Below are 18,193 nucleotides of genomic sequence, written 5' to 3'. Positions count from 1 at the left end.
GAATTAGATGGAAGCCGTCAAAAAATCATGATGCACTGGACAGTATTACTAGCAGTTGAAGAAGCGGCTAAGGAAGGGGGACTGTTTGATATAGATGCTACGCTGCCTCTGATGGCGGTGCAGTTTTTAATTCTAGTCGCAGTCTTGAATGTAATTTTTTACAAGCCGCTCAGCAAGTCAATTGACGATCGCGCCGATTACATTCGCAACACTCAAGTCTCCGCCAAAGAACGCTTGGCAAAAGCTCAGCAACTAGCGCAGCAGTACGAGCAAAAACTGGGAGAAACTCGCAAACAGTCTCAATCAGTAATTGCTGCTGCTCAAGCTGATGCCCAAAAAATTGGGGCAGCAAAAGTAGCTGAGGCTCAACAAGAAGCTCAAGTCGCGCGAGAAAAAGCTGGGCAAGAAATAGAGCAGCAAAAGCAAGAAGCAATGCGCTCACTAGAACAACAAGTAGACGCGCTCAGCGGCCAAATTCTCGAAAAGCTATTAGGGCAGTCGTTGGCCAAATAGCGAGACCGAAGAGTTTTAGATTTTTGATGGAATCTCAAATCTAAAATCGCTTCACCCAATCTGCACGCGCAATTATGGAAGAGTATCATGGGGACTGTTTTATTGCTAGCCACAGAAGCTAGCGGCGAAGGTGGTTTCGGTTTAAATTTCGATATTTTAGAAACCAACCTGATTAACCTGGTCATTATTATTGCAGTGCTGTTTTATTTCGGGCGCGGATTTGTAGGTAAAATCCTGACAGAGAGGCGTTCGGCTATCCAAGAGGCGATTCAAGATGCAGAAAAACGCCAAAAAGATGCAGCAGCAGCTCTAGCAGAGCAACAGCAAAAACTGACTCAAGCGCAAGCAGAAGCCGAACGAATTCGTGCCGCTGCTGAAGAAACTGCCAAGAAAGCAAAAGAAGCAATTCTAGCTCAGGCAGCGCAAGACGTTGAACGAATGAGAGCAACAGCAGGTCAAGAGTTGGAAGCGGAGCGGGAAAGAGCGATCGCCCAACTGCGATCGGCGGTTGTATCTCTGGCATTAGCAAAGGTGGAAAGCCAGCTAAAAACTAGCTTAGACGACAGCGCTCAACACCAATTAATCGATCGCAGCATTGCGTTACTGGGAGGCTAAAACGTGAGTACAGTCAGCACAGAAGTCTTACAGCCTTACGCATCTGCCTTGATGTCACTGGCTCAGTCTAACAATCTCTCAGAGAAGTTCGGCGAAGATATTCGTTCCTTGCTGAGCCTGCTAGAAGGTTCGGAAGATTTGCGTCAATTTTTAGCCAATCCGCTGGTAAAACCGGATGCTAAAAAAGCCGTAATTGGGCAAATAGCGGGTGAAGAAATGAGCCCCTTGATGCACAGCTTTCTGAAGCTATTAGTAGACAAAGGAAGAATTCTTTTTTTAGAAGGGATTGGCAAACAATACTTGGCAAGGCTCCGAGAACTAAACCAAACAGTATTGGCTGAAGTTACATCGGCAGTCCCGCTTTCAGACGCTCAACAGCAGACTGTTCGCGAGAAAGTGCAGGCGATGACCAGCGCTAGAAGCGTAGAAATTGAAACCAAAATAGACGCAGATTTAATCGGCGGTGTGGTAATCAAAGTAGGCTCTCAAGTAATTGATGCCAGCCTGCGGGGACAATTGCGCCGTCTAGGAATTCGCTTGAATTCCTGAGAGTTAATAGCTGATGACTATTAGCTAATTTAATTAGCAGTTAACGGTTGGTAGTTTTGAACAACTGATAACTGACAACTGACAACAAACAACTGACAAAAAACAACTGACATGGCAGCAATCAGACCTGACGAAATTAGCAGCATTATTCGCCAGCAAATTGAACAGTACGACCAAGACGTAAAAGTCTCTAACGTCGGTACTGTTCTGCAAGTAGGCGACGGCATTGCTCGGATTTATGGCTTGGATAAAGCTATGTCTGGGGAATTGCTAGAATTTGCCGACGGCACCGTGGGCATTGCACTGAACCTCGAACAAGATAACGTGGGTGCAGTGTTGATGGGCCAAGGCCTCGGCATTCAAGAAGGTTCGGCAGTTACTGCTACTGGCAGAATTGCTGAAGTCCCCGTGGGTGAAGCAATGTTGGGACGGGTAGTTGATGCTTTGGCCCGTCCGATTGACGGCAAAGGAGAAATTAAAACTACTGAATCTCGCTTGATTGAATCTCCGGCACCGGGGATTGTTTCTCGCCGTTCTGTTTACGAACCCATGCAAACAGGAATTACCGCTATTGATGCGATGATTCCGGTGGGAAGAGGACAGCGGGAACTGATTATCGGTGACAGACAAACCGGTAAAACTGCGATCGCGATCGACACAATCATCAACCAAAAATCGGAAAACGTGATCTGCGTTTACGTGGCGATCGGTCAAAAAGCTTCTACAGTAGCTAACATCGTCAACGTCCTGCAAGAAAAGGGCGCGATGGACTACACGATCGTAGTAGCAGCCAACGCTAGCGACCCCGCAACCCTGCAATACTTGGCTCCCTACACAGGTGCTAGCTTAGCCGAGTATTTCATGTACAAAGGCAAGCACACTTTGGTCATTTACGATGACCTTTCCAAACAAGCACAAGCTTACCGCCAAATGTCCTTGTTGCTGCGCCGTCCTCCCGGTCGCGAAGCTTATCCCGGAGACGTGTTTTACCTGCACTCTCGCTTGCTAGAACGCGCTGCTAAATTGAGCGACGATTTGGGCGAAGGCAGCATGACTGCTTTGCCAATTATCGAAACCCAAGCTGGTGACGTTTCTGCTTACATTCCGACGAACGTAATTTCGATTACCGACGGTCAAATCTTCCTTTCTTCTGACTTGTTTAACGCTGGTTTGCGTCCTGCAGTAAACCCCGGTATTTCGGTATCGCGGGTAGGTTCGGCGGCTCAAACTAAGGCTATGAAAAAAGTAGCCGGTAAGGTGAAATTGGAATTGGCACAGTTTGAAGAACTGGCAGCATTTTCTCAGTTTGCTTCTGACTTGGATAAAGCTACTCAAAATCAATTGTCGCGCGGTCAGCGCTTGCGGGAACTGTTGAAACAGCCCCAAAGTTCGCCTCTGCCGATGAACGAACAAGTTGCTGTAATCTATGCCGGTATTAACGGCTATATGGATGACATTCCTGTGGAAAAAGTCAGCAAGTTTACTGTTGGTTTGCGCGACTATTTGCGGACTAGCAAGCCGAAGTACGGCGAAATTGTTCAAGGCGGAAAGGCCTTGACTGATGAAGCTGAGAAGCTGCTGAAAGAAGGCATCACTGAATACAAGCAAAGTTTCTTGGTTTCTGCGTAATTAGTCTTTAGTCATCAGTGATTAGCGGGTGAAATTGTTAGGGACACGGCTCTTGGAGTGTCCCTAGATTAAGGACACGGCATTGCCCATTGGTGTCAACAAACACGTTAAACCCTCAGTCCGACAGGGGTTAAAACCCCTGTCTCAAAGCAAAAGTCCTCTGAAGAGGACTGAAGAAATTATTAGTCCTCTTCAGAGGACTTTCGCTATTAGACAGGGACTTCAGTCCCTGGCGGGCTTTCGGCTTAAGTTGACACGAATGGGCAGTGCCGTGTCCCTACGGTGGGTTAAAAAATGCCGTTTCTCGATCGCGCACAAGCTTAAAAATTGATGACTAGGAACTAAGAACTCAGAATAAAAGCTAAGAAAAAAGGAGAAAATTATGGCAAATCTGAAAACTATTCGCGATCGCATTAAGTCGGTCAAGAACACTAAAAAGATTACAGAAGCAATGCGCTTGGTGGCCGCTGCAAAGGTGCGCCGCGCTCAAGAACAGGTGACTGCTACTCGGCCTTTTGCCGATCGACTGGCAGAGGTATTATACGGTTTGGCGGAACGCTTGCAGTTTGAAAACCTGGATTTGCCGCTGCTGAAAAAACGCGAAGTGCGATCGGTGGGACTGTTGGTAGTTTCGGGCGATCGGGGTTTGTGCGGCGGCTACAACAGCAACATCATCAGATACGCCGAAAATCGCGCTAAGGAAATCAAAGCTGAAGGCTTAGACTACAAATACGTGTTGGTAGGACGCAAAGCTACTCAGTATTTCCAGCGCCGCGAACAGCCGATCGATGCTACTTACGCTAACTTAGAACAAATTCCCACAGCACCGGAAGCGGCACAAATTGCTGACGAATTGCTTTCTTTGTTCCTGTCGGGAACTGTGGACAGAGTTGAGCTAATTTACACCAAGTTTGTGTCATTAATTAGTTCGCGTCCGGTAATTCAAACTTTGCTGCCCCTCGACCCCCAAGGTTTGGAAACTCCCGATGATGAAATCTTCCGCTTGACATCGCAAGGCGGACAGTTTCAAGTATCGCGCGAGAAGGTTGCTTCACCTACGAAGAGTTTGCCCAGGGACATGATTTTCGAGCAAGATCCGGCGCAAATTCTGGAGGCTCTTTTGCCCTTGTATTTGAACAACCAATTGCTGCGGGCTTTGCAAGAGTCTGCTGCTAGCGAGTTGGCTGCGCGGATGACGGCGATGAACAATGCTAGTGAGAATGCTAGCGATTTGATCGGTAGTTTGACGCTGACTTATAACAAGGCGCGGCAAGCGGCAATTACTCAGGAAATCCTGGAAGTTTGCGGCGGTGCTGAGGCTTTGAATGGTTAGGTTAGGGTTGACAATTTGTTGATTTTATGGTATGCGTCTGAGGAAACTCAGGCGCTTTTTTTATTTATAAAGTTGTTACAATTGACCACAATGTACTAACAAAGCCAAACTCAAGATTTTTTGCAGAAACCGGGTTTATGAGCGTAAATCATAGCTAAATGACTTAAATTAACGCTCTGTAGCGTTTTTCGCGGAAAACGGCATTTTTTGCACTCTTGCATTAGTATGCACTAAGGCATATAGTTAAACTAATGCACCTGTATACAAAAAGCTGGTTTTTAGGCAAACTACATAAAAATGTCAAAATGTATATGTTGTAAAGCCTTGAGCCTGTATGGATGAAAACAAGACTGTGGCTATTAGAGTAGAAATGCCGCCGGATCTGCGGAACCGATTTAAGTCGGCTGTTGCTAGGGACGGTAAAAATATGAGGGATGTTTTGCTGGAATTTATGGAGCAATATGTCATGAAGGCTGAGCAACCAAAAATAGAAGCAAGTCAAAACCAAAACAACACATAGCTGCTGTGTGCAGTGGTGGAGCGATCGCATACAGGGCAAGACATTTAGTTTTTAAACTTTAAGGGAAGTCTGAAGTGAGGAGCGATCGCGTACCGAATCCAAAGCCAGAAAACGTACACCATGTTACAGATCCCGAACTCTGTGAAAAGATGGGCGAAAAATACCACTGGCGGTTAAAAGAAATCCGAGTGACTCGTAACACCCCCCCTGATGTGGCTTGCGTGTTTGACGGGGAACAAACCTCGTTTCAGGATATGTGGCAAGATTACCAAGATTAAAGGAAAGGGAGGAAAAATGGCAAAAAAAATCTGGATTGTCTACAAAACCGAAAGCATGAGTGCTCCGGGCTGGGAAGAACGTCAGCTTATGCCGAGGGGCGGTCTAACTAATATACTTTGGGAAAATTGGACTTGGGAAGAAAACCCAGAAATTCCTCAAGTAGGGGACAAAACCCGCGATTATGAAAATCTATCTGACCCCGGTAATGGAGTCACCCACGGGAAAGATGGAGATTGGGTAGTTACTCGCGTTCAGCAGTTTTCTGCTTCCGATACTGAGGAGCGAATTGTGGTGTGTTACTGTTCTTACCAACCTGTTACATCGGATTGGGAAGCACTACAACGGGGTGAGTCTGTCAATCAGATGCTAGCAACTGTCGAACAATATTGAGTGGATAATTAGTTCGTAAAAGCGATCGACTATTCCTGGACAATTTCATACAAATCTTCGATCGACAAATCAAAAGTCCTCGCCAACTTGTGCAAGGCCGTCACGTCAACTGTTGCTAATCCGGGCGATCGGGCATAGGTTCTGAGGGTACTGTAGACTACGCCCGATCGCTCTGAAACCTCTTTGATCGTCCAGCCTTTCTCAGCAGCCAACTCTCGAACCCGCAATCTAATTAAACCCATTGACAAAAAACTAGATTTAGTCTTGGAAAAAAATTTATCATAAAAAGCGATCGCTCACTCCTGCACAATTTCCACCAAGTCTTCAATCATTACATCAAAGGTGCGAGCCAATTTGTGTATAGAAATAAAGTCAATGGTGGACACTCCCGGACAGCGGGCGTAGTGTCTGACGGTGCTGTAAATTACTCCCGATCGTTCTGAAACTTCTTTCAGCGTCCAGCCTTTCTCGCTAGCTAGTTCTCTGACTTTTAATCTGACTAAACCCATACTTGACAAATGATGGTGTACCATCATCGGATAGTTTTATCCCAAAAAGCGATCGACTACTCTTTGACGACCTCAACCAAATCTTCCACCATCACGTCAAAAGTACGTGCCAACTTCAGCAGACAAGTAAAATCAACCATTGCCATTCCTGGAGAACGTGAATAGGTGCTGAGGGTGCTGTAGTTGACTCCCGATCGGTCAGAAACCTCTTTGATCGTCCAGCCTTTCTCAGCAGCAAATTCTCTAACCCGCAATCTAATTAAACCCATTGCCCGAACACTAGATTTAGTTTTGGATAATTTGATCGTAAAAAGCGATCGGCTAATCTTGGACAATCTCATACAAATCTTCGACCATCACGTCAAAAGTCCTCGCCAACTTGTCCAAGGCTGTCACGTCAATTGTTGCTAATCCGGGCGATCGGGCATAGGTTCTGAGCGTACTGTAGACTACCCCCGATCGCTCTGAAACCTCTTTGATCGTCCAGCCTTTCTGGGCAGCAAACTCTCGAACCCGTAATCTAATTAAGCCCATAAGCTCTTGACAGATGATTGATATAGGTCATACAATTATAATGTAAAAAGCGATCGCCCCAACGTCTGCAAAACTTAAAGACGATCGCCTATTCAAATCAAATTCCCATCAAGTGGGATGTATCAACCATTGAAAATTCCCATCAAGTGGGATGTATCAACCATGTTAGCAAGCTTTCGACCAAAATCAACCCCCAGACACAGATTGAGCCGGTTTGTGACAAAAGAGGCGATCGCGCGGCTGCTGAAAATCAAGGTAGAACAAATATATCGCTTCGAGTGCTGGGCGCATATCCTGTACGTGCACGCCCAAGGAATGAGTCGGTTTGTGAGTTATGCGGACTTTCCGCCAGTGGTGGGAGTGGAATCGCCATCGGGTTTAGATTTTGGTTATTGGAAGCGGCGGATGGCGAGTCTGAAGGAGAGATTTGCACCAAATTTTTGGGTGGATTTCTATGGGGATAAATTTCATCAAGCTGTTTCTGTTGCTGAATTGTTGGAGTGGGGGGAATTAGTGGGGGTGATTAAATTGATGTTAAGTGCGATCGCCCTGGAGTCGCTGCGAAAGGTTTACGCACAAGAAAAATCTCTGCTGCAACATTTTTAAATTATGACTAAAACACTGGTGATTAGAAACCGGGTTTTTTTGCAAAAATACGGCATCCCAGCCTTTAACTAAGTGAAAAACCCGGTTTCTTTGCTGTGCGTAACTCTCATAAACTCCTGCCCCCCCTGTAGGGGCGGTGCCCCCGTGCCCGCCCGAAAGATCGGGGCAACCACGGGGGGATTGCCCCTACAGGAATTACTCGCCACAAACATTCAAAAAATTGGTACAAGCTCAACAGCAACAGTTATAATTTCTCCATGCGTTTCCCCCTCTATCCCAGTTAAGCCCATGAGTAACCTTTCAAACATCCCAGGCGATCGCGGGAATTACAGGCTAAGTCCGCTCAGTCTGCGGTTATGCGTTTGGTGGGGTTCCCGCCGTCGGAGTCGAAGCAGGCTTTGATTGAGTTGGCTGATTATGTTTTTAGTCGGCTTTATTAGGTGCGATCGCGCAGTTTTAGGGAAGATAATCAAATTGTGGTTTACATCTTACCTAAAAAGTTTTATATCAATTAATTGGAGGTATTTACGATGTCTTTTTGGTTCTTATACGACAATCCCGAAAAATTAGAATTAGAAAAGGACAACTTAGACAACGAACTCAATTTTTTATTAGATTCAGATAAATTTTCTTGGGATAAAATTTATCTGTTTTCTGCTTTTGTTCGTAATCCTGCTGGGGTGGAACAAGTAAAAAAGATTCTTGAACACCGTTCTTTAAATAAAAATACGGAAGTTGTGATTGCTATCGGAACAAAAAATTATTTTAATGAACCTATTGATATTCAAGAAATATTAACTTTATCCAAATCCCCGGAAAACAAGACTAACTTTGTCAAATTTATATGCCCGAAAACTATTAATGATAAATCTCATATAAATGAGAATTTTCATATCAAAGCCTATTGTTTTTTAGGTAGTATGAAAGGGAAAGGTTCTAAGATAGGTTTTTCGATTATAGGGTCATCTAATCTAACCAAGGCAGGTCTTGAAGGTAAGGGAGAATTATGTATTAGTATCCGCAACTTAAATTTAACAAAAGAATTGATTTATCGTTTGTCAAACAAATATATTAGTAAATCGCCTCATATTAGTATATCACCTCCGTGGGATCAAGAAATAATTGAGGAGTATGCAAGAGGAAAATATAATAAAGAACAGTCTCGTCAAGATCAAGATGAAGTTCTCCAACTGTCTAAAGAAAATTCTACGCCTGTAAATCAAGATCAAGCACTGATAACCAGCACACCACGAGATGGTAAATTCATTGAACTAGGTGTCATTACTGATATGGCTCTTAGTGACAAGGCAACTAATCTCGCTAATGATAAGGAGAATATAGATTGTTTCCACTCGTCACCCACAACTCTAGAGCAAGCGAAAGAGGATTTTCGCGAAGGTTCTTTATGCCTCTTATTTTTAACAAAAAACGAGGAATTCCGAATTGTTGAAATAATGCCTCATAGTTCCGATCAAGAAACGACAGAAGGATGTTTTGTAAGATATAGAGTAAATGTAACTTATAAGCCTTCTGATGATATTGATGAAATTCTTACGAATGAAAAATATAAAATAATATCTGATCCAGAGAATATGGAGGAATTACCTTATGAAATTCTAAAGGATTTTGAAGAAGAAGTTAATGAATATCAGGAATATCAGAAAATGCTCGCCGATCCGAAATATCAAAAATGGATAGAAAAAGGTAAGAAGAAGAGGCAATCAAAAATTTACAGCCTATTAGAAGAAATAGAAGAAATAGAAGAAATAGATCTCAACACTTTAAAAAAAAAGCTAAAAGAAATCAGAGAATTAATTTAATGTGCCATGATTTTGTTCTCAATACAAACTTAATTTTAGAATGATTATGGGATAAAATCATCGTCTTTACCCGCCATAAAAGTAATAGCAGGCTTCTTGCAAAAGTGCCATTTATTGTCAGGAAATCAAAGATAATTTATTGTTTCAGAGTTTATACTCATCTTAAGTCTTTGCTAAAAGTTTAAGTAACTTCTTTGCTGGTAAGCCTGTAAGATTGCAGATTGAAGGAACTAGACATAGTGTTAGTATTAGGGTAATAGTAGAACCTGATGGGAGAGGAATCATTGTATTGACTAAGTGAGAAACCCGGTTCTTTTTCTCAAGTGACTTGGCTCATAATGTGCGATAATTCACCAAAATTTTAAATAACCAAAAATGGTGAATAACGGGACTAACCAAACCCCTAAGCAAAATTCGGCTAATTGTGGCAGTATTGATGAATCAGAAAGAGCTTTTGGTGCAACCGAAAGAGCGATTGCTGAATTTCTGGAAAGAGAGGGAAAGAATGTTAAAGCCTTGGTGGAAAAAACCGATGGAGGTAGAAATCCCGATGCTGAGGTAGATGGAAAACCCATTGAATTCAAAAGTCTGGATGCCGGTGCTACAAGCGCGACTGTAAAAAATCAGATCAACAATTCGATTAGACGAGGCGGACAGGCTAGGGATATAATTATAGATGCTAGGGTGTCTGGGTTGATAGAGGCTGAGGCTGAACGAGGTTTGCAGAGGGCGAAAAATATTACACGCGGAAAACTTGATAGCGTCCGAATTATTGGCGATATCTATGACATCACTTTTACTGAGTTTCAATAAAGGAGGTTTTTATGTCTCGCACACTAGATATTTTTGTAGAGTTTCCACAGGAAATCGAACATTTAATCAAAGAATTAGAGTTTATATTGGCTCTTAAATTAGAGCTGGTTTCTGATGGGATTGACAACTGGTATGAGTTTCGTAACTCAACAATCACTCTTACAGTAGGAAAGCATGATTTTGAAAATGATAAAGAGCTCAACTTTGAAGAATACCCTTACAACCTATCAATCAGAGCGCTGAACATCTCGAATGAACTTGATAGAAAAAAGTGGCGCGATGAGTTTGCTAGTTATGTTCTCCACAAGTTGAAAACTACCGGCAGGTATCGTTTAATGCTGGTGGATGACTTACAAGTGAAGTTAGAGGAGTTTGCGCCATTGGTGAAGGTTTGATCGAACATCATACAGGCAAGTTCTGAAACCGATTTGTAAAAACGAGGAAATGACTATGGTCACTGCTACTGCCGCACAGAAGCATTTTACTCTAGAAGACTTCCTGGCGAATCCCCCCGACAACATGGAATGGGTGGACGGACAACTCGTGGAGAAAAATGGAGCCACGCTCAAGCATGGTAAAATTCAATCAAGGCTGGGTTGTGCTTGGGCAAATTACATGATTTCCAGCGGACAAGGTGGAGAGGCTTATGTCGAAGTTCCTTGCCGCACTAACCAACAAATTCGCCGTCCCGATGTCGCTTATCTCACACCCGAATTAGTTGCACAATTTGGCAATCTTGCCACTTTACCCCAAAGTTTTCCGTTAATTGCCGAAATAGTTTCACCCACCGATATCGCTGAAGATGTCTTTCTCAAAGCACAGGAATATTTAGAATCTAGCTGTCAGGAAGTCTGGTTAGTTTTTCCCGAAAGTCGTTTAATATTCGTGATGACTCAAAATCAAATATTGACATTTAGATCCGGCGATACCGCCACCACCCAACAAATCCTGATCGGTTTTAGCATTGATGTCGATCGATTGCTAGGTTAAACTAAATTATGAAATCCGAAACTCAGTAGGTTGGGTTGAGTTTACGAAACCCAACAATTTCTGGGATTTGTTGGGCGGAGCATTTAGCGGAGGGTTCGCTGTCGCGGTTCCTGAGCGGAGTCGAAGGGCTACGCAACCTACTACAATATTCTTAGGTTTATGACCAAGAAAGGGAGTCAAACAAAATGACAACTATCCAATCAATAACAACTGCAATAACATCTCTTTATGAACGGGATTTTTATCTTTGGTTACAGACAACAATCAACTTATTGAAAGAGGGAAAGTTTTCTGAAATAGATTTAGAGAACTTACTAGAGGAACTGGAAAGTATGGGAAAAAGCGATAAGAATGCTTTAAAAAGTAATTTAAGGGTACTTTTAATGCACTTACTTAAGTATAAATATCAGCCAGAAAAACGAACAAATAGTTGGGTGTACACCATTCGTGAACATCGTCAACGCATCCGAGATACCTTCAAAACCAGTCCAACTTTATATCATTTTTTTGAAGAGATTTTTAATGAATCTTATCAAGATGCTAGGGAATTAGCCGCAGATGAAACTGGTTTATCTATTGCGATATTTACCCCAGAGTCTCCCTTTACTGAAGAAGAAGTTCTTAATCCTGATTTTTTACCGCCTGACAGCGAGCAGCCTGAAAATCCTGAAAATATTGAATAATTGAATCAGATATCCTTTCCACTGGTTCTGAAATCAAATTGCTACAATATATTTAATACTCCCCCAGTCCGCCTTTGCGGACTTCGTTTGTAGAGCATCGGAATTCTATTCGGTGGTATTGAATTAATATCCCACCATTATCGGAGCAAACCGCCATGTCAGACGACTTTTCCTTAGACGAGCTTTTAAATAGAAGTTATTACGCCTTCAAAGAGGCAGAAAACCAAGTGGGACAGTGCAATGTTTTAGTCATCGGCAAAACTGGTGTTGGCAAAAGTACCCTGATAAATTCCGTTTTTCGCCAACGCTTAGCAGAAACCGGAGTCGGCCGCCCCATAACTCAAGGCATCCGCCAATATACAAAACCGAATTGCCCAATTACAGTCTACGATACTCCTGGACTCGAACTCAACGCCGAACAAATTAAAGTTATTCAATTAAACGTTGCTAAACTGATTGAAGACCAAAGACTCCTGCACCCAAAAGAACACATTCACGTCATCTGGTACTGCATCAATCACAGCGCCAATAGAATAGAATCTGTGGAGGAAAGCTGGCTAAAAGAAATGGAAGTCAAAGATGTACCAGTTCTTTTAGTGCTGACTCAGACCACATCTAAAAAGCCGGGGGAATTTTTCAAGCAACTGGAACACATGAATTTACCAGTCAGTCAAATTATCCCCGTCATGGCTGAACCGGAAGAAATTGATGAGGATTATACAGTAAAATCTCACGGTTTAGATAAGTTGGTAGATGCAACTTTTCAACTGCTGCCCGAAGTAGCTAAGAAAGCTTTTGTTAAAGAACAAATTGCCAATATTGCGCTCAAATCCGATATGGCATTTAAGTATCTAAGTGCTTATGTTGCAGGTTCTGCAATTGTCGGTGCAACTCCTGTACCGTTTGCTGATGCGCCGATTTTGATGACGATGCAAACGGCAATGATTGCTAATATTACTGTGATTTTTGGAATGCCCTTTGATAAGGGGTTTATTTCGGCGATGCTGTCTGCTATTAGCGGCGCTGGCGGTGTGACTGCTGTCGGCAGAAGTATTGTTACTAATTTGATTAAAATGATTCCTGGTGCGGGTACTGTTGTGGGCGGTGCTATCTCCGGTGCAACGGCAGCAACTCTCACGCTTGCCCTCGGTTTGGCTTACATTGAAGTGCTTAAAGCTTATATGAAAGCTCAAGTTAATGGGGAACAACTTTCTTTGCAGCAGTTGACAAAGATGTTTGTGGATTTTTATAAAGATTATGCTAGTTCTGGGCGTAAAACTTTGAAGGATGACAAACCGAATCAACCTAAACCACCCAATCAAATTAATATTGAGTAAATTGGGCATGGGGCATGGGGCATGGGGCATAGGGCATAGGGCATGGGTTATTTTGTTACTCCAACTGAGATATTGCACCATTCTCAATAAGCCTTTTATGAACAGGCAAGATGCCTGTTCCACAAAGATATTGATTTTCTTGTGGAACAGGCATCTTGCCTGTTGCTGAAAAGGGCGCCTGTTCCACAAAGATATTGATTTTCTTGTGGAACAGGCATCTTGCCTGTTGCTGAAAAGGGTGCAATATCTCAGTTCCAATCAACTCATTCCCAATTACCAATTACCAATTACCAATTACCAATTACCAAAGATTGCTATAATTTAGTTAATTCTGCAAAAGGGAGTAAATGGCTATGGTAATGACAGCCGTTTTATCAGACAATGTTTCTCTAGAAGACTTTATAGCCAGTCCCACCGACGATATGGAATGGGTGGACGGGCAAATCGCGGAGAAAAATGGCATGACAGTAAAACACAGTCGAATCCAATCTAGACTAGATCGTGCTTGGGGAAATTACAAAGATTCTAGCGGACAATGCGGCGAAGTTTATACAGAAGTTCCTTGTCGTACAGACAGGCGAGTGCGCCGCCCTGATGTGGCTTATCTGACTGCTGAACTTGTTGCTGAATATGGCGATGTTCCTACTTTGCCTCAAAGCCCGCTGTTAATTGCTGAAATAGTTTCTCCTACTGATATTGCGGAAGAGATTTTTCTTAAAGCACAAGAGTATTTAGATTCGGGTTGTCTGGAAGTTTGGATAGTTTTTCCAGAAAGTCGCTGGATATTGATAATGACTCAAACTCAAAAGTTAACTTTTAACCTGGGTTCTACCGTCAGCACTCAGCTAGTGCTGCCGGGTTTTAGTCTTGCGGTTGATGAGTTGTTGGCTTGAAGGCAAAAAATTAATTAGGTATAAGTGCTTTGTGGCACAGTTCCGCCGTGAGGTTTGTAATAATTTGTGAAAAAGTCATTGACAAAATGCCACTCACTCGCCCGGCCAATTAATAAAAAAAATTATCAATAAAAAATGCAGTTGTAAATTTGCACAAAAGCACCAACAGCGGTAAAATACTGATTGCTTTGTTTCCAAATCTAGCGTAAATTCCAATTGGGGAATTAAAACCAATAATTGATATATGTCTAAGACTTACACTGTTGAATTGATCCACCAAGGCTCTACCTATACCGTAGAAGTACCCGAAGATAAACAAATTCTCCGCGCCGCCAACGCCGCTGGCATTGAGTTGCCGAGTTCTTGCAATGCGGGGGTTTGTACTACTTGCGCTGCTAAAATTATTGAGGGTCAAGTTGATCAAGTTGATGGCATGGGCGTTAGTCCCGAACTTCAGGCAGAAGGTTATGTGTTGCTGTGTGTTGCTTATCCCCGATCGAACTTGAAGATAGAAACAGAAAAAGAAGACATTGTGTACGATCGCCAATTCGGTAAATCCTAGCACTAAGCTAAAATTGACCTAAGTACCGTTAGCGGTAAAACCACTATGGATCGCCCTATGACCACCCATTTCATTTCCGCAGAAGTTGACCTCCACGATACCGCCGAGCAACTGCACTCGGCTATTGAAATTGAACTGCAAAAGCACGGCGAACCCCTACGGTGGGCAGTCACAGACGTGGATGTCGATCGGCAAAAGGCTGTGGTAGAAGGCTACGTGCTCGTGGAAGCATCCCCCGCAACATCGTGAACCCCCGCCCTTTGACAGTGGTTTTGATAGTCCCCACAGGCGTTGGAGCCTCGATCGGGGGGTTTGCAGGAGATGCGCTGCCCGTGGCTAGGGCGATCGCCCAAATTTCAGACACCCTGATCACTCACCCCAACGTCCTCAACGGCGCTCAACTTTATTGGCCCATACCTAACGCTCTCTACGTTGAAGGTTACGCCCTTGACAAATTTGCTGCGGGATGCTGGGGACTGCAACCGGTACATCAAAATCGCATCGGCTTAATCCTCGATGCCGGCATTGAACCAGACTTGCAGTTGCGCCACTTGCAAGCGGCTGATGCAGCGAGAGCTACATTGGGTTTGAATATAACCGATTGGGTTTTAACCGATCGCCCTCTGCAAGTAGAATTGCGTATTTCCGAATCAGGCGCATCCTGGGGGACGATCGGCAATCCAGACAGTTTATTGCGCGCTGCAGACAAATTAATCACACAAGCAAGAGTAGAGGCGATCGCAGTTGTAGCCAGATTTCCCGACGATGAAGGCAGCCTCGCCCTCGAAAACTACCGCCGGGGCAAAGGAGTTGACCCCCTCGCCGGCGCGGAAGCTGTGATCAGCCACCTCGTCGTCAAAACGTTTAAAATCCCCTGCGCCCACGCCCCCGCGCTGTCTGCGCTTCCCCTCGATCCGCACCTGTCCCCGCGATCGGCTGCTGAGGAAATCGGCTATACTTTCCTACCTTGCGTGCTTGCCGGACTCAGCAAAGCTCCTCAATTGGTAGCGCCAGAAAGCCAGCAGCACAATCAATTATCAATTACCGCCGATCGAGTCGATGCGGTAGTGATACCCGCCACAGCCTGCGGCGGCAGTGCTATTCTGAGTTTGAGTGCGCGATCGTCCGTACAAATCATCGCTGTCGGCGACAACAAAACCCAGATGCAGGCGACTCCAGAAAAACTCGGAATCAAAGCTTTGCAGGTAAACTCATATTTAGAGGCGATCGGAGTTTTGGTCGCTTTGCGATCGGGCATCAGTCCAGCTTCCTTGGGCGCAGACATCTCCTCCCTGCGTTGTTTATCTGACTAAACCCAACAAATCTCAAATCTCAAACCTCAAATCTAAAAGTGATTAAGTGGCAGAAAAACTTCCCGGAAATCCTGAAATTGAACCCTTGACGCGCACCCAAGTTTTAGTAGCAATGGGCGTGACAGCAATTATGTTGCTGGCGGTAGCTAAATTGTGGTTGCTATTTGGATCGGTATCGCTTTTGCCAGTCAAATTGATAGGAATCGACTTGCTCAAAGGATTTGCGCTCGGACTGGCAATTACAGGCGGTAGTGCGATCGTTTATCAACTCTGGCCCGGTTATCGCCACAGTGCGGATGTTTACTTGGAAGTAGTGCTCAAACCTTTGTTTTGGCCTGATTTAATTTGGCTGGGACTCCTGCCGGGACTTAGCGAAGAATTGCTATTTCGAGGCGTGATGCTGTCTGCTTTGGGATTGAATGTTACCAGTTTAGTTTTATCGAGTTTTTGTTTCGGCATTCTGCACTTGGGATCCCTGGATCAGTGGCCTTATGCTGTTTGGGCAACGGCTGTCGGATTGCTGTTGGGTTACAGTGTTTTAGCTACTGGGAATTTGTTAGTGCCAATTACGGCTCATATCTGCACAAATTTGATTTCTAGCTGTGTTTGGAAGTGGGAACACAATCTCGTGAAGCGTTAGCTCGATCGCACTACAATATCGAGGTTGGGGCGGGTTTAATGAATCTCTCACTCGATTGGAGAGATGGGTGAACCCGCCCCTACGGGAATTATGTCTATTTAACGTGATACCGAGTCATTCTATTTTAGATTTTAGATTTTGGATTTTGGATTGACTTGCGCGAGATAAATTCGGGGGCTTGAGGATTTGAGATTTTGGATTGATTCCACGGATAAATCACGTGGCGGGTACCATGAAAAAATTCTCGGTCAATAAACGTAAATTTTGTAGGGGCGGGTTCACCCGTATCTCTGCTTAATAACCAAGGTATTTTTAAACCCGCCCCCACCCAGCGACAGGATTTTATGAGGGTCACACTTACCGGAAACGAGACTTGAAAACTTTGTTAAGGTAGTTGATAACTGCTCGATCGCACAATCAACTCACCTTGACTGGGGTTGCGGCTGAAAATAAAAGCCCCTTCTTGAGTTTCGCCACTTGACAAAAAATCAATTTGTTGATCGCCGGATTCTACAACTTCACCGTTGACGCGCAATTCGGCAATAATTTGCACAGACTCTGCCGTTTCGCCGCCCGTATTAGTTACTGTAAACGGCACGTAAAATTGCCCTTGATTTTCGCGAATAGGCGTGTTCCGAGTGACAGAAATAACCGGAGGTTCCTGCTTTTTAGTCACCCAGTTGTAGAGTACGAGTCCGGTGAGGGCAAAGAGGATCAAGCCGGCGATCGCAAATGTCACCCATTCAGCAAAAGTTCTTTTTTGTTGCTGTTCTTTGTTATTACTTTCACTCATACCGCCAACCTCCCCGCGGCGCCGCCAACAGCCGCCGGCAATCCCAATACTAACGTATAGTTCAACCACAGCGACCACGGGTCGTCAAAAGTGAGTTTGTGGAAGAAAAACATCATAAATGCAGAAGCCGCCAGGGACACTAAATAGGCCATGACAGTTTCGCTGAGAGGACGCTGAAAAATCCCTTGCTGCTGCTGCCTTTTTGCTTGATAAGTAAAGCCTGCTACAAATACAATACCGTAGGAAATTAGCAGCGAGGCGGCGATAATTGCTAATTGCCTAGGTGGCGAAATACCTGCCGCTAGCATGGGAATTTCGTCAGTTGGGGCGATGTTGAAAGCAATGATCATCGCGCCGATTAAAGTAGCGCCGATATCTGCTACAGTTGCATTAATGGTAGGTTCCTGTTCACTGTCTGAACTTTGATAGCGATCGCCGCTCAAGAAACCGTTGGCCAGGGCTACTCCCAAGGCAAACGGCAGGCCTTCAAAGATGATTTTCCCCAAAGTTTCTTGCAGCGGAGTCTCCGGGGTAATTTCCCTGAGCAAAAACAGGACAAAAGCCGCGCAGACAATGCCAAGGGCGATCGCTTCTACGGTATCGATTGCAGCATCTAGCCAGCGGATGTCTTGAGTTTTGCGAAAACCTTCCGTGCGAGTCAACAAGAAAACGACGAGAAAAGTAGTTGCGATCGCGATCGACATTTCCGCTGGTGTAGTATACGAACCGATCCACCAAACCTCCATCGTATAAAGCAGCGGAATTCCGAACAAAAAGCCACCAGATGCACCTCGAATGATGTCGTTTATTTCATTTGACCACTGATTTTTACGTTTTTTTGATTTTTTCATTTGTGATTGAAAACGAACCTC

General features: G+C 44.2%; 26 protein-coding genes. 20 read left to right on the top strand and 6 right to left on the bottom strand.

Annotation, left to right across the window (positions count from 1 at the left end; genetic code table 11):
* Nucleotides 1-27 precede the first annotated feature (27 nt).
* From QUB51_RS16625 to QUB51_RS16590, 8 genes are all read left to right on the top strand, one after another.
* Nucleotides 28-513, top strand: a complete 486-nt coding sequence (locus QUB51_RS16625) for a F0F1 ATP synthase subunit B' (protein ID WP_333054530.1) — start codon at nucleotides 28-30, stop codon at nucleotides 511-513.
* Between the two features lie 87 nt (nucleotides 514-600).
* Nucleotides 601-1,128 (top strand): F0F1 ATP synthase subunit B, encoded by a 528-nt coding sequence (locus tag QUB51_RS16620; protein ID WP_333054531.1) that lies wholly within the window; start codon nucleotides 601-603, stop codon nucleotides 1,126-1,128.
* Nucleotides 1,129-1,131: 3 nt separating this feature from the next.
* Entirely contained in the window at nucleotides 1,132-1,677 is a 546-nt protein-coding gene (gene atpH, locus QUB51_RS16615; RefSeq protein WP_333054532.1) for an ATP synthase F1 subunit delta, read from the top strand.
* A gap of 111 nt (nucleotides 1,678-1,788) precedes the next feature.
* Nucleotides 1,789-3,306, top strand: coding sequence for a F0F1 ATP synthase subunit alpha (gene atpA / locus QUB51_RS16610; protein ID WP_333037344.1), 1,518 nt, complete (start codon nucleotides 1,789-1,791; stop codon nucleotides 3,304-3,306).
* Nucleotides 3,307-3,688: 382 nt separating this feature from the next.
* Entirely contained in the window at nucleotides 3,689-4,639 is a 951-nt protein-coding gene (locus tag QUB51_RS16605) for a F0F1 ATP synthase subunit gamma (RefSeq protein WP_006631110.1), read from the top strand.
* A 334-nt stretch (nucleotides 4,640-4,973) separates the two neighbouring features.
* Nucleotides 4,974-5,159, top strand: a complete 186-nt coding sequence (locus QUB51_RS16600) for a hypothetical protein (protein ID WP_333048362.1) — start codon at nucleotides 4,974-4,976, stop codon at nucleotides 5,157-5,159.
* Between the two features lie 74 nt (nucleotides 5,160-5,233).
* Nucleotides 5,234-5,437 (top strand): hypothetical protein, encoded by a 204-nt coding sequence (locus QUB51_RS16595; RefSeq protein ID WP_190657376.1) that lies wholly within the window; start codon nucleotides 5,234-5,236, stop codon nucleotides 5,435-5,437.
* Between the two features lie 16 nt (nucleotides 5,438-5,453).
* Nucleotides 5,454-5,828, top strand: a complete 375-nt coding sequence (locus tag QUB51_RS16590; RefSeq protein ID WP_333054535.1) for a hypothetical protein — start codon at nucleotides 5,454-5,456, stop codon at nucleotides 5,826-5,828.
* A 29-nt stretch (nucleotides 5,829-5,857) separates the two neighbouring features.
* Here the strand turns inward: QUB51_RS16590 and QUB51_RS16585 are convergent, their stop codons facing one another.
* Genes QUB51_RS16585 through QUB51_RS16570 form a run of 4 tightly spaced genes read right to left on the bottom strand, consistent with a single transcriptional unit; the run spans nucleotide 5,858 to nucleotide 6,871 of the window.
* Nucleotides 5,858-6,070 (bottom strand): helix-turn-helix transcriptional regulator, encoded by a 213-nt coding sequence (locus QUB51_RS16585; RefSeq protein ID WP_333210174.1) that lies wholly within the window; start codon nucleotides 6,068-6,070, stop codon nucleotides 5,858-5,860.
* 54 nt (nucleotides 6,071-6,124) lie between these two features.
* Nucleotides 6,125-6,337, bottom strand: a complete 213-nt coding sequence (locus QUB51_RS16580; protein ID WP_190735550.1) for a helix-turn-helix domain-containing protein — start codon at nucleotides 6,335-6,337, stop codon at nucleotides 6,125-6,127.
* A 56-nt stretch (nucleotides 6,338-6,393) separates the two neighbouring features.
* Entirely contained in the window at nucleotides 6,394-6,606 is a 213-nt protein-coding gene (locus tag QUB51_RS16575; RefSeq protein ID WP_333262157.1) for a helix-turn-helix transcriptional regulator, read from the bottom strand.
* 52 nt (nucleotides 6,607-6,658) lie between these two features.
* Nucleotides 6,659-6,871, bottom strand: a complete 213-nt coding sequence (locus tag QUB51_RS16570; protein ID WP_333262024.1) for a helix-turn-helix transcriptional regulator — start codon at nucleotides 6,869-6,871, stop codon at nucleotides 6,659-6,661.
* A 162-nt stretch (nucleotides 6,872-7,033) separates the two neighbouring features.
* Here QUB51_RS16570 and QUB51_RS16565 point away from each other — a divergent pair, with 162 nt between their 5' ends.
* From QUB51_RS16565 to QUB51_RS16510, 12 genes are all read left to right on the top strand, one after another.
* The gene (locus QUB51_RS16565; RefSeq protein WP_333298243.1) at nucleotides 7,034-7,477 is read left to right on the top strand and encodes a hypothetical protein; all 444 of its coding nucleotides are present in this window, start codon (nucleotides 7,034-7,036) and stop codon (nucleotides 7,475-7,477) included.
* A 530-nt stretch (nucleotides 7,478-8,007) separates the two neighbouring features.
* Nucleotides 8,008-9,297, top strand: coding sequence for a phospholipase D family protein (locus QUB51_RS16560; protein WP_333262030.1), 1,290 nt, complete (start codon nucleotides 8,008-8,010; stop codon nucleotides 9,295-9,297).
* Between the two features lie 375 nt (nucleotides 9,298-9,672).
* Nucleotides 9,673-10,110, top strand: coding sequence for a CdiA C-terminal domain-containing protein (locus tag QUB51_RS16555; RefSeq protein ID WP_333262033.1), 438 nt, complete (start codon nucleotides 9,673-9,675; stop codon nucleotides 10,108-10,110).
* Between the two features lie 11 nt (nucleotides 10,111-10,121).
* A complete protein-coding gene (locus QUB51_RS16550; protein WP_333262036.1) occupies nucleotides 10,122-10,505 on the top strand; it encodes a hypothetical protein in 384 nt (127 codons plus the stop codon).
* 55 nt (nucleotides 10,506-10,560) lie between these two features.
* Entirely contained in the window at nucleotides 10,561-11,100 is a 540-nt protein-coding gene (locus QUB51_RS16545) for a Uma2 family endonuclease (RefSeq protein WP_333262039.1), read from the top strand.
* Between the two features lie 185 nt (nucleotides 11,101-11,285).
* Nucleotides 11,286-11,783, top strand: coding sequence for a DUF29 domain-containing protein (locus QUB51_RS16540; RefSeq protein WP_333262042.1), 498 nt, complete (start codon nucleotides 11,286-11,288; stop codon nucleotides 11,781-11,783).
* 155 nt (nucleotides 11,784-11,938) lie between these two features.
* Complete coding sequence (locus QUB51_RS16535) at nucleotides 11,939-13,120, top strand: GTPase (protein WP_333262045.1); 1,182 nt, start codon at nucleotides 11,939-11,941, stop codon at nucleotides 13,118-13,120.
* Between the two features lie 347 nt (nucleotides 13,121-13,467).
* Nucleotides 13,468-14,013, top strand: coding sequence for a Uma2 family endonuclease (locus QUB51_RS16530; RefSeq protein WP_333298245.1), 546 nt, complete (start codon nucleotides 13,468-13,470; stop codon nucleotides 14,011-14,013).
* Nucleotides 14,014-14,257: 244 nt separating this feature from the next.
* Nucleotides 14,258-14,575: a 2Fe-2S iron-sulfur cluster-binding protein gene (locus tag QUB51_RS16525; protein ID WP_333054544.1), complete on the top strand. Its 318-nt coding sequence runs from the start codon at nucleotides 14,258-14,260 to the stop codon at nucleotides 14,573-14,575.
* Between the two features lie 57 nt (nucleotides 14,576-14,632).
* Nucleotides 14,633-14,824: a hypothetical protein gene (locus QUB51_RS16520; RefSeq protein WP_333076025.1), complete on the top strand. Its 192-nt coding sequence runs from the start codon at nucleotides 14,633-14,635 to the stop codon at nucleotides 14,822-14,824.
* Complete coding sequence (locus QUB51_RS16515) at nucleotides 14,821-15,888, top strand: DUF3326 domain-containing protein (RefSeq protein WP_333262052.1); 1,068 nt, start codon at nucleotides 14,821-14,823, stop codon at nucleotides 15,886-15,888. The genes QUB51_RS16520 and QUB51_RS16515 overlap by 4 nt, the downstream gene beginning before the upstream one ends.
* Nucleotides 15,889-15,934: 46 nt before the next feature.
* Complete coding sequence (locus tag QUB51_RS16510; RefSeq protein ID WP_333262055.1) at nucleotides 15,935-16,528, top strand: CPBP family intramembrane glutamic endopeptidase; 594 nt, start codon at nucleotides 15,935-15,937, stop codon at nucleotides 16,526-16,528.
* Nucleotides 16,529-16,913: 385 nt separating this feature from the next.
* Here the strand turns inward: QUB51_RS16510 and QUB51_RS16505 are convergent, their stop codons facing one another.
* Together QUB51_RS16505 and QUB51_RS16500 are read right to left on the bottom strand one after the other, a co-directional pair.
* Nucleotides 16,914-17,321, bottom strand: a complete 408-nt coding sequence (locus QUB51_RS16505; protein ID WP_333262058.1) for a TIGR02588 family protein — start codon at nucleotides 17,319-17,321, stop codon at nucleotides 16,914-16,916.
* Complete coding sequence (locus QUB51_RS16500) at nucleotides 17,318-18,172, bottom strand: TIGR02587 family membrane protein (RefSeq protein ID WP_333262061.1); 855 nt, start codon at nucleotides 18,170-18,172, stop codon at nucleotides 17,318-17,320. Before QUB51_RS16500 ends, QUB51_RS16505 begins: the two co-directional genes overlap by 4 nt.
* Between the last annotated feature and the right edge of the window lie 21 nt (nucleotides 18,173-18,193).

The sequence above is a fragment of the Microcoleus sp. AT8-A3 genome, from assembly GCF_036705675.1.
In the GTDB taxonomy this organism is placed as follows: Bacteria; Cyanobacteriota; Cyanobacteriia; order Cyanobacteriales; family Microcoleaceae; genus Microcoleus.
This window is presented reverse-complemented; position numbering and strand designations above follow the sequence as displayed.

What these genes read in the sequence shown, in the direction of transcription:
- QUB51_RS16625 (WP_333054530.1), top strand. Translation starts at nt 28, where the DNA reads ATGATGCACTGGACAGTATTACTAGCAGTTGAAGAAGCGGCTAAGGAA.
- QUB51_RS16620 (WP_333054531.1), top strand. Translation starts at nt 601, where the DNA reads ATGGGGACTGTTTTATTGCTAGCCACAGAAGCTAGCGGCGAAGGTGGT.
- atpA (WP_333037344.1), top strand. Translation starts at nt 1,789, where the DNA reads ATGGCAGCAATCAGACCTGACGAAATTAGCAGCATTATTCGCCAGCAA.
- QUB51_RS16605 (WP_006631110.1), top strand. Translation starts at nt 3,689, where the DNA reads ATGGCAAATCTGAAAACTATTCGCGATCGCATTAAGTCGGTCAAGAAC.
- QUB51_RS16600 (WP_333048362.1), top strand. Translation starts at nt 4,974, where the DNA reads ATGGATGAAAACAAGACTGTGGCTATTAGAGTAGAAATGCCGCCGGAT.
- QUB51_RS16590 (WP_333054535.1), top strand. Translation starts at nt 5,454, where the DNA reads ATGGCAAAAAAAATCTGGATTGTCTACAAAACCGAAAGCATGAGTGCT.
- QUB51_RS16585 (WP_333210174.1), bottom strand. Translation starts at nt 6,070, where the DNA reads ATGGGTTTAATTAGATTGCGGGTTCGAGAGTTGGCTGCTGAGAAAGGC.
- QUB51_RS16580 (WP_190735550.1), bottom strand. Translation starts at nt 6,337, where the DNA reads ATGGGTTTAGTCAGATTAAAAGTCAGAGAACTAGCTAGCGAGAAAGGC.
- QUB51_RS16575 (WP_333262157.1), bottom strand. Translation starts at nt 6,606, where the DNA reads ATGGGTTTAATTAGATTGCGGGTTAGAGAATTTGCTGCTGAGAAAGGC.
- QUB51_RS16570 (WP_333262024.1), bottom strand. Translation starts at nt 6,871, where the DNA reads ATGGGCTTAATTAGATTACGGGTTCGAGAGTTTGCTGCCCAGAAAGGC.
- QUB51_RS16565 (WP_333298243.1), top strand. Translation starts at nt 7,034, where the DNA reads ATGTTAGCAAGCTTTCGACCAAAATCAACCCCCAGACACAGATTGAGC.
- QUB51_RS16560 (WP_333262030.1), top strand. Translation starts at nt 8,008, where the DNA reads ATGTCTTTTTGGTTCTTATACGACAATCCCGAAAAATTAGAATTAGAA.
- QUB51_RS16555 (WP_333262033.1), top strand. Translation starts at nt 9,673, where the DNA reads ATGGTGAATAACGGGACTAACCAAACCCCTAAGCAAAATTCGGCTAAT.
- QUB51_RS16550 (WP_333262036.1), top strand. Translation starts at nt 10,122, where the DNA reads ATGTCTCGCACACTAGATATTTTTGTAGAGTTTCCACAGGAAATCGAA.
- QUB51_RS16545 (WP_333262039.1), top strand. Translation starts at nt 10,561, where the DNA reads ATGGTCACTGCTACTGCCGCACAGAAGCATTTTACTCTAGAAGACTTC.
- QUB51_RS16540 (WP_333262042.1), top strand. Translation starts at nt 11,286, where the DNA reads ATGACAACTATCCAATCAATAACAACTGCAATAACATCTCTTTATGAA.
- QUB51_RS16535 (WP_333262045.1), top strand. Translation starts at nt 11,939, where the DNA reads ATGTCAGACGACTTTTCCTTAGACGAGCTTTTAAATAGAAGTTATTAC.
- QUB51_RS16530 (WP_333298245.1), top strand. Translation starts at nt 13,468, where the DNA reads ATGGCTATGGTAATGACAGCCGTTTTATCAGACAATGTTTCTCTAGAA.
- QUB51_RS16525 (WP_333054544.1), top strand. Translation starts at nt 14,258, where the DNA reads ATGTCTAAGACTTACACTGTTGAATTGATCCACCAAGGCTCTACCTAT.
- QUB51_RS16520 (WP_333076025.1), top strand. Translation starts at nt 14,633, where the DNA reads ATGACCACCCATTTCATTTCCGCAGAAGTTGACCTCCACGATACCGCC.
- QUB51_RS16505 (WP_333262058.1), bottom strand. Translation starts at nt 17,321, where the DNA reads ATGAGTGAAAGTAATAACAAAGAACAGCAACAAAAAAGAACTTTTGCT.
- QUB51_RS16500 (WP_333262061.1), bottom strand. Translation starts at nt 18,172, where the DNA reads ATGAAAAAATCAAAAAAACGTAAAAATCAGTGGTCAAATGAAATAAAC.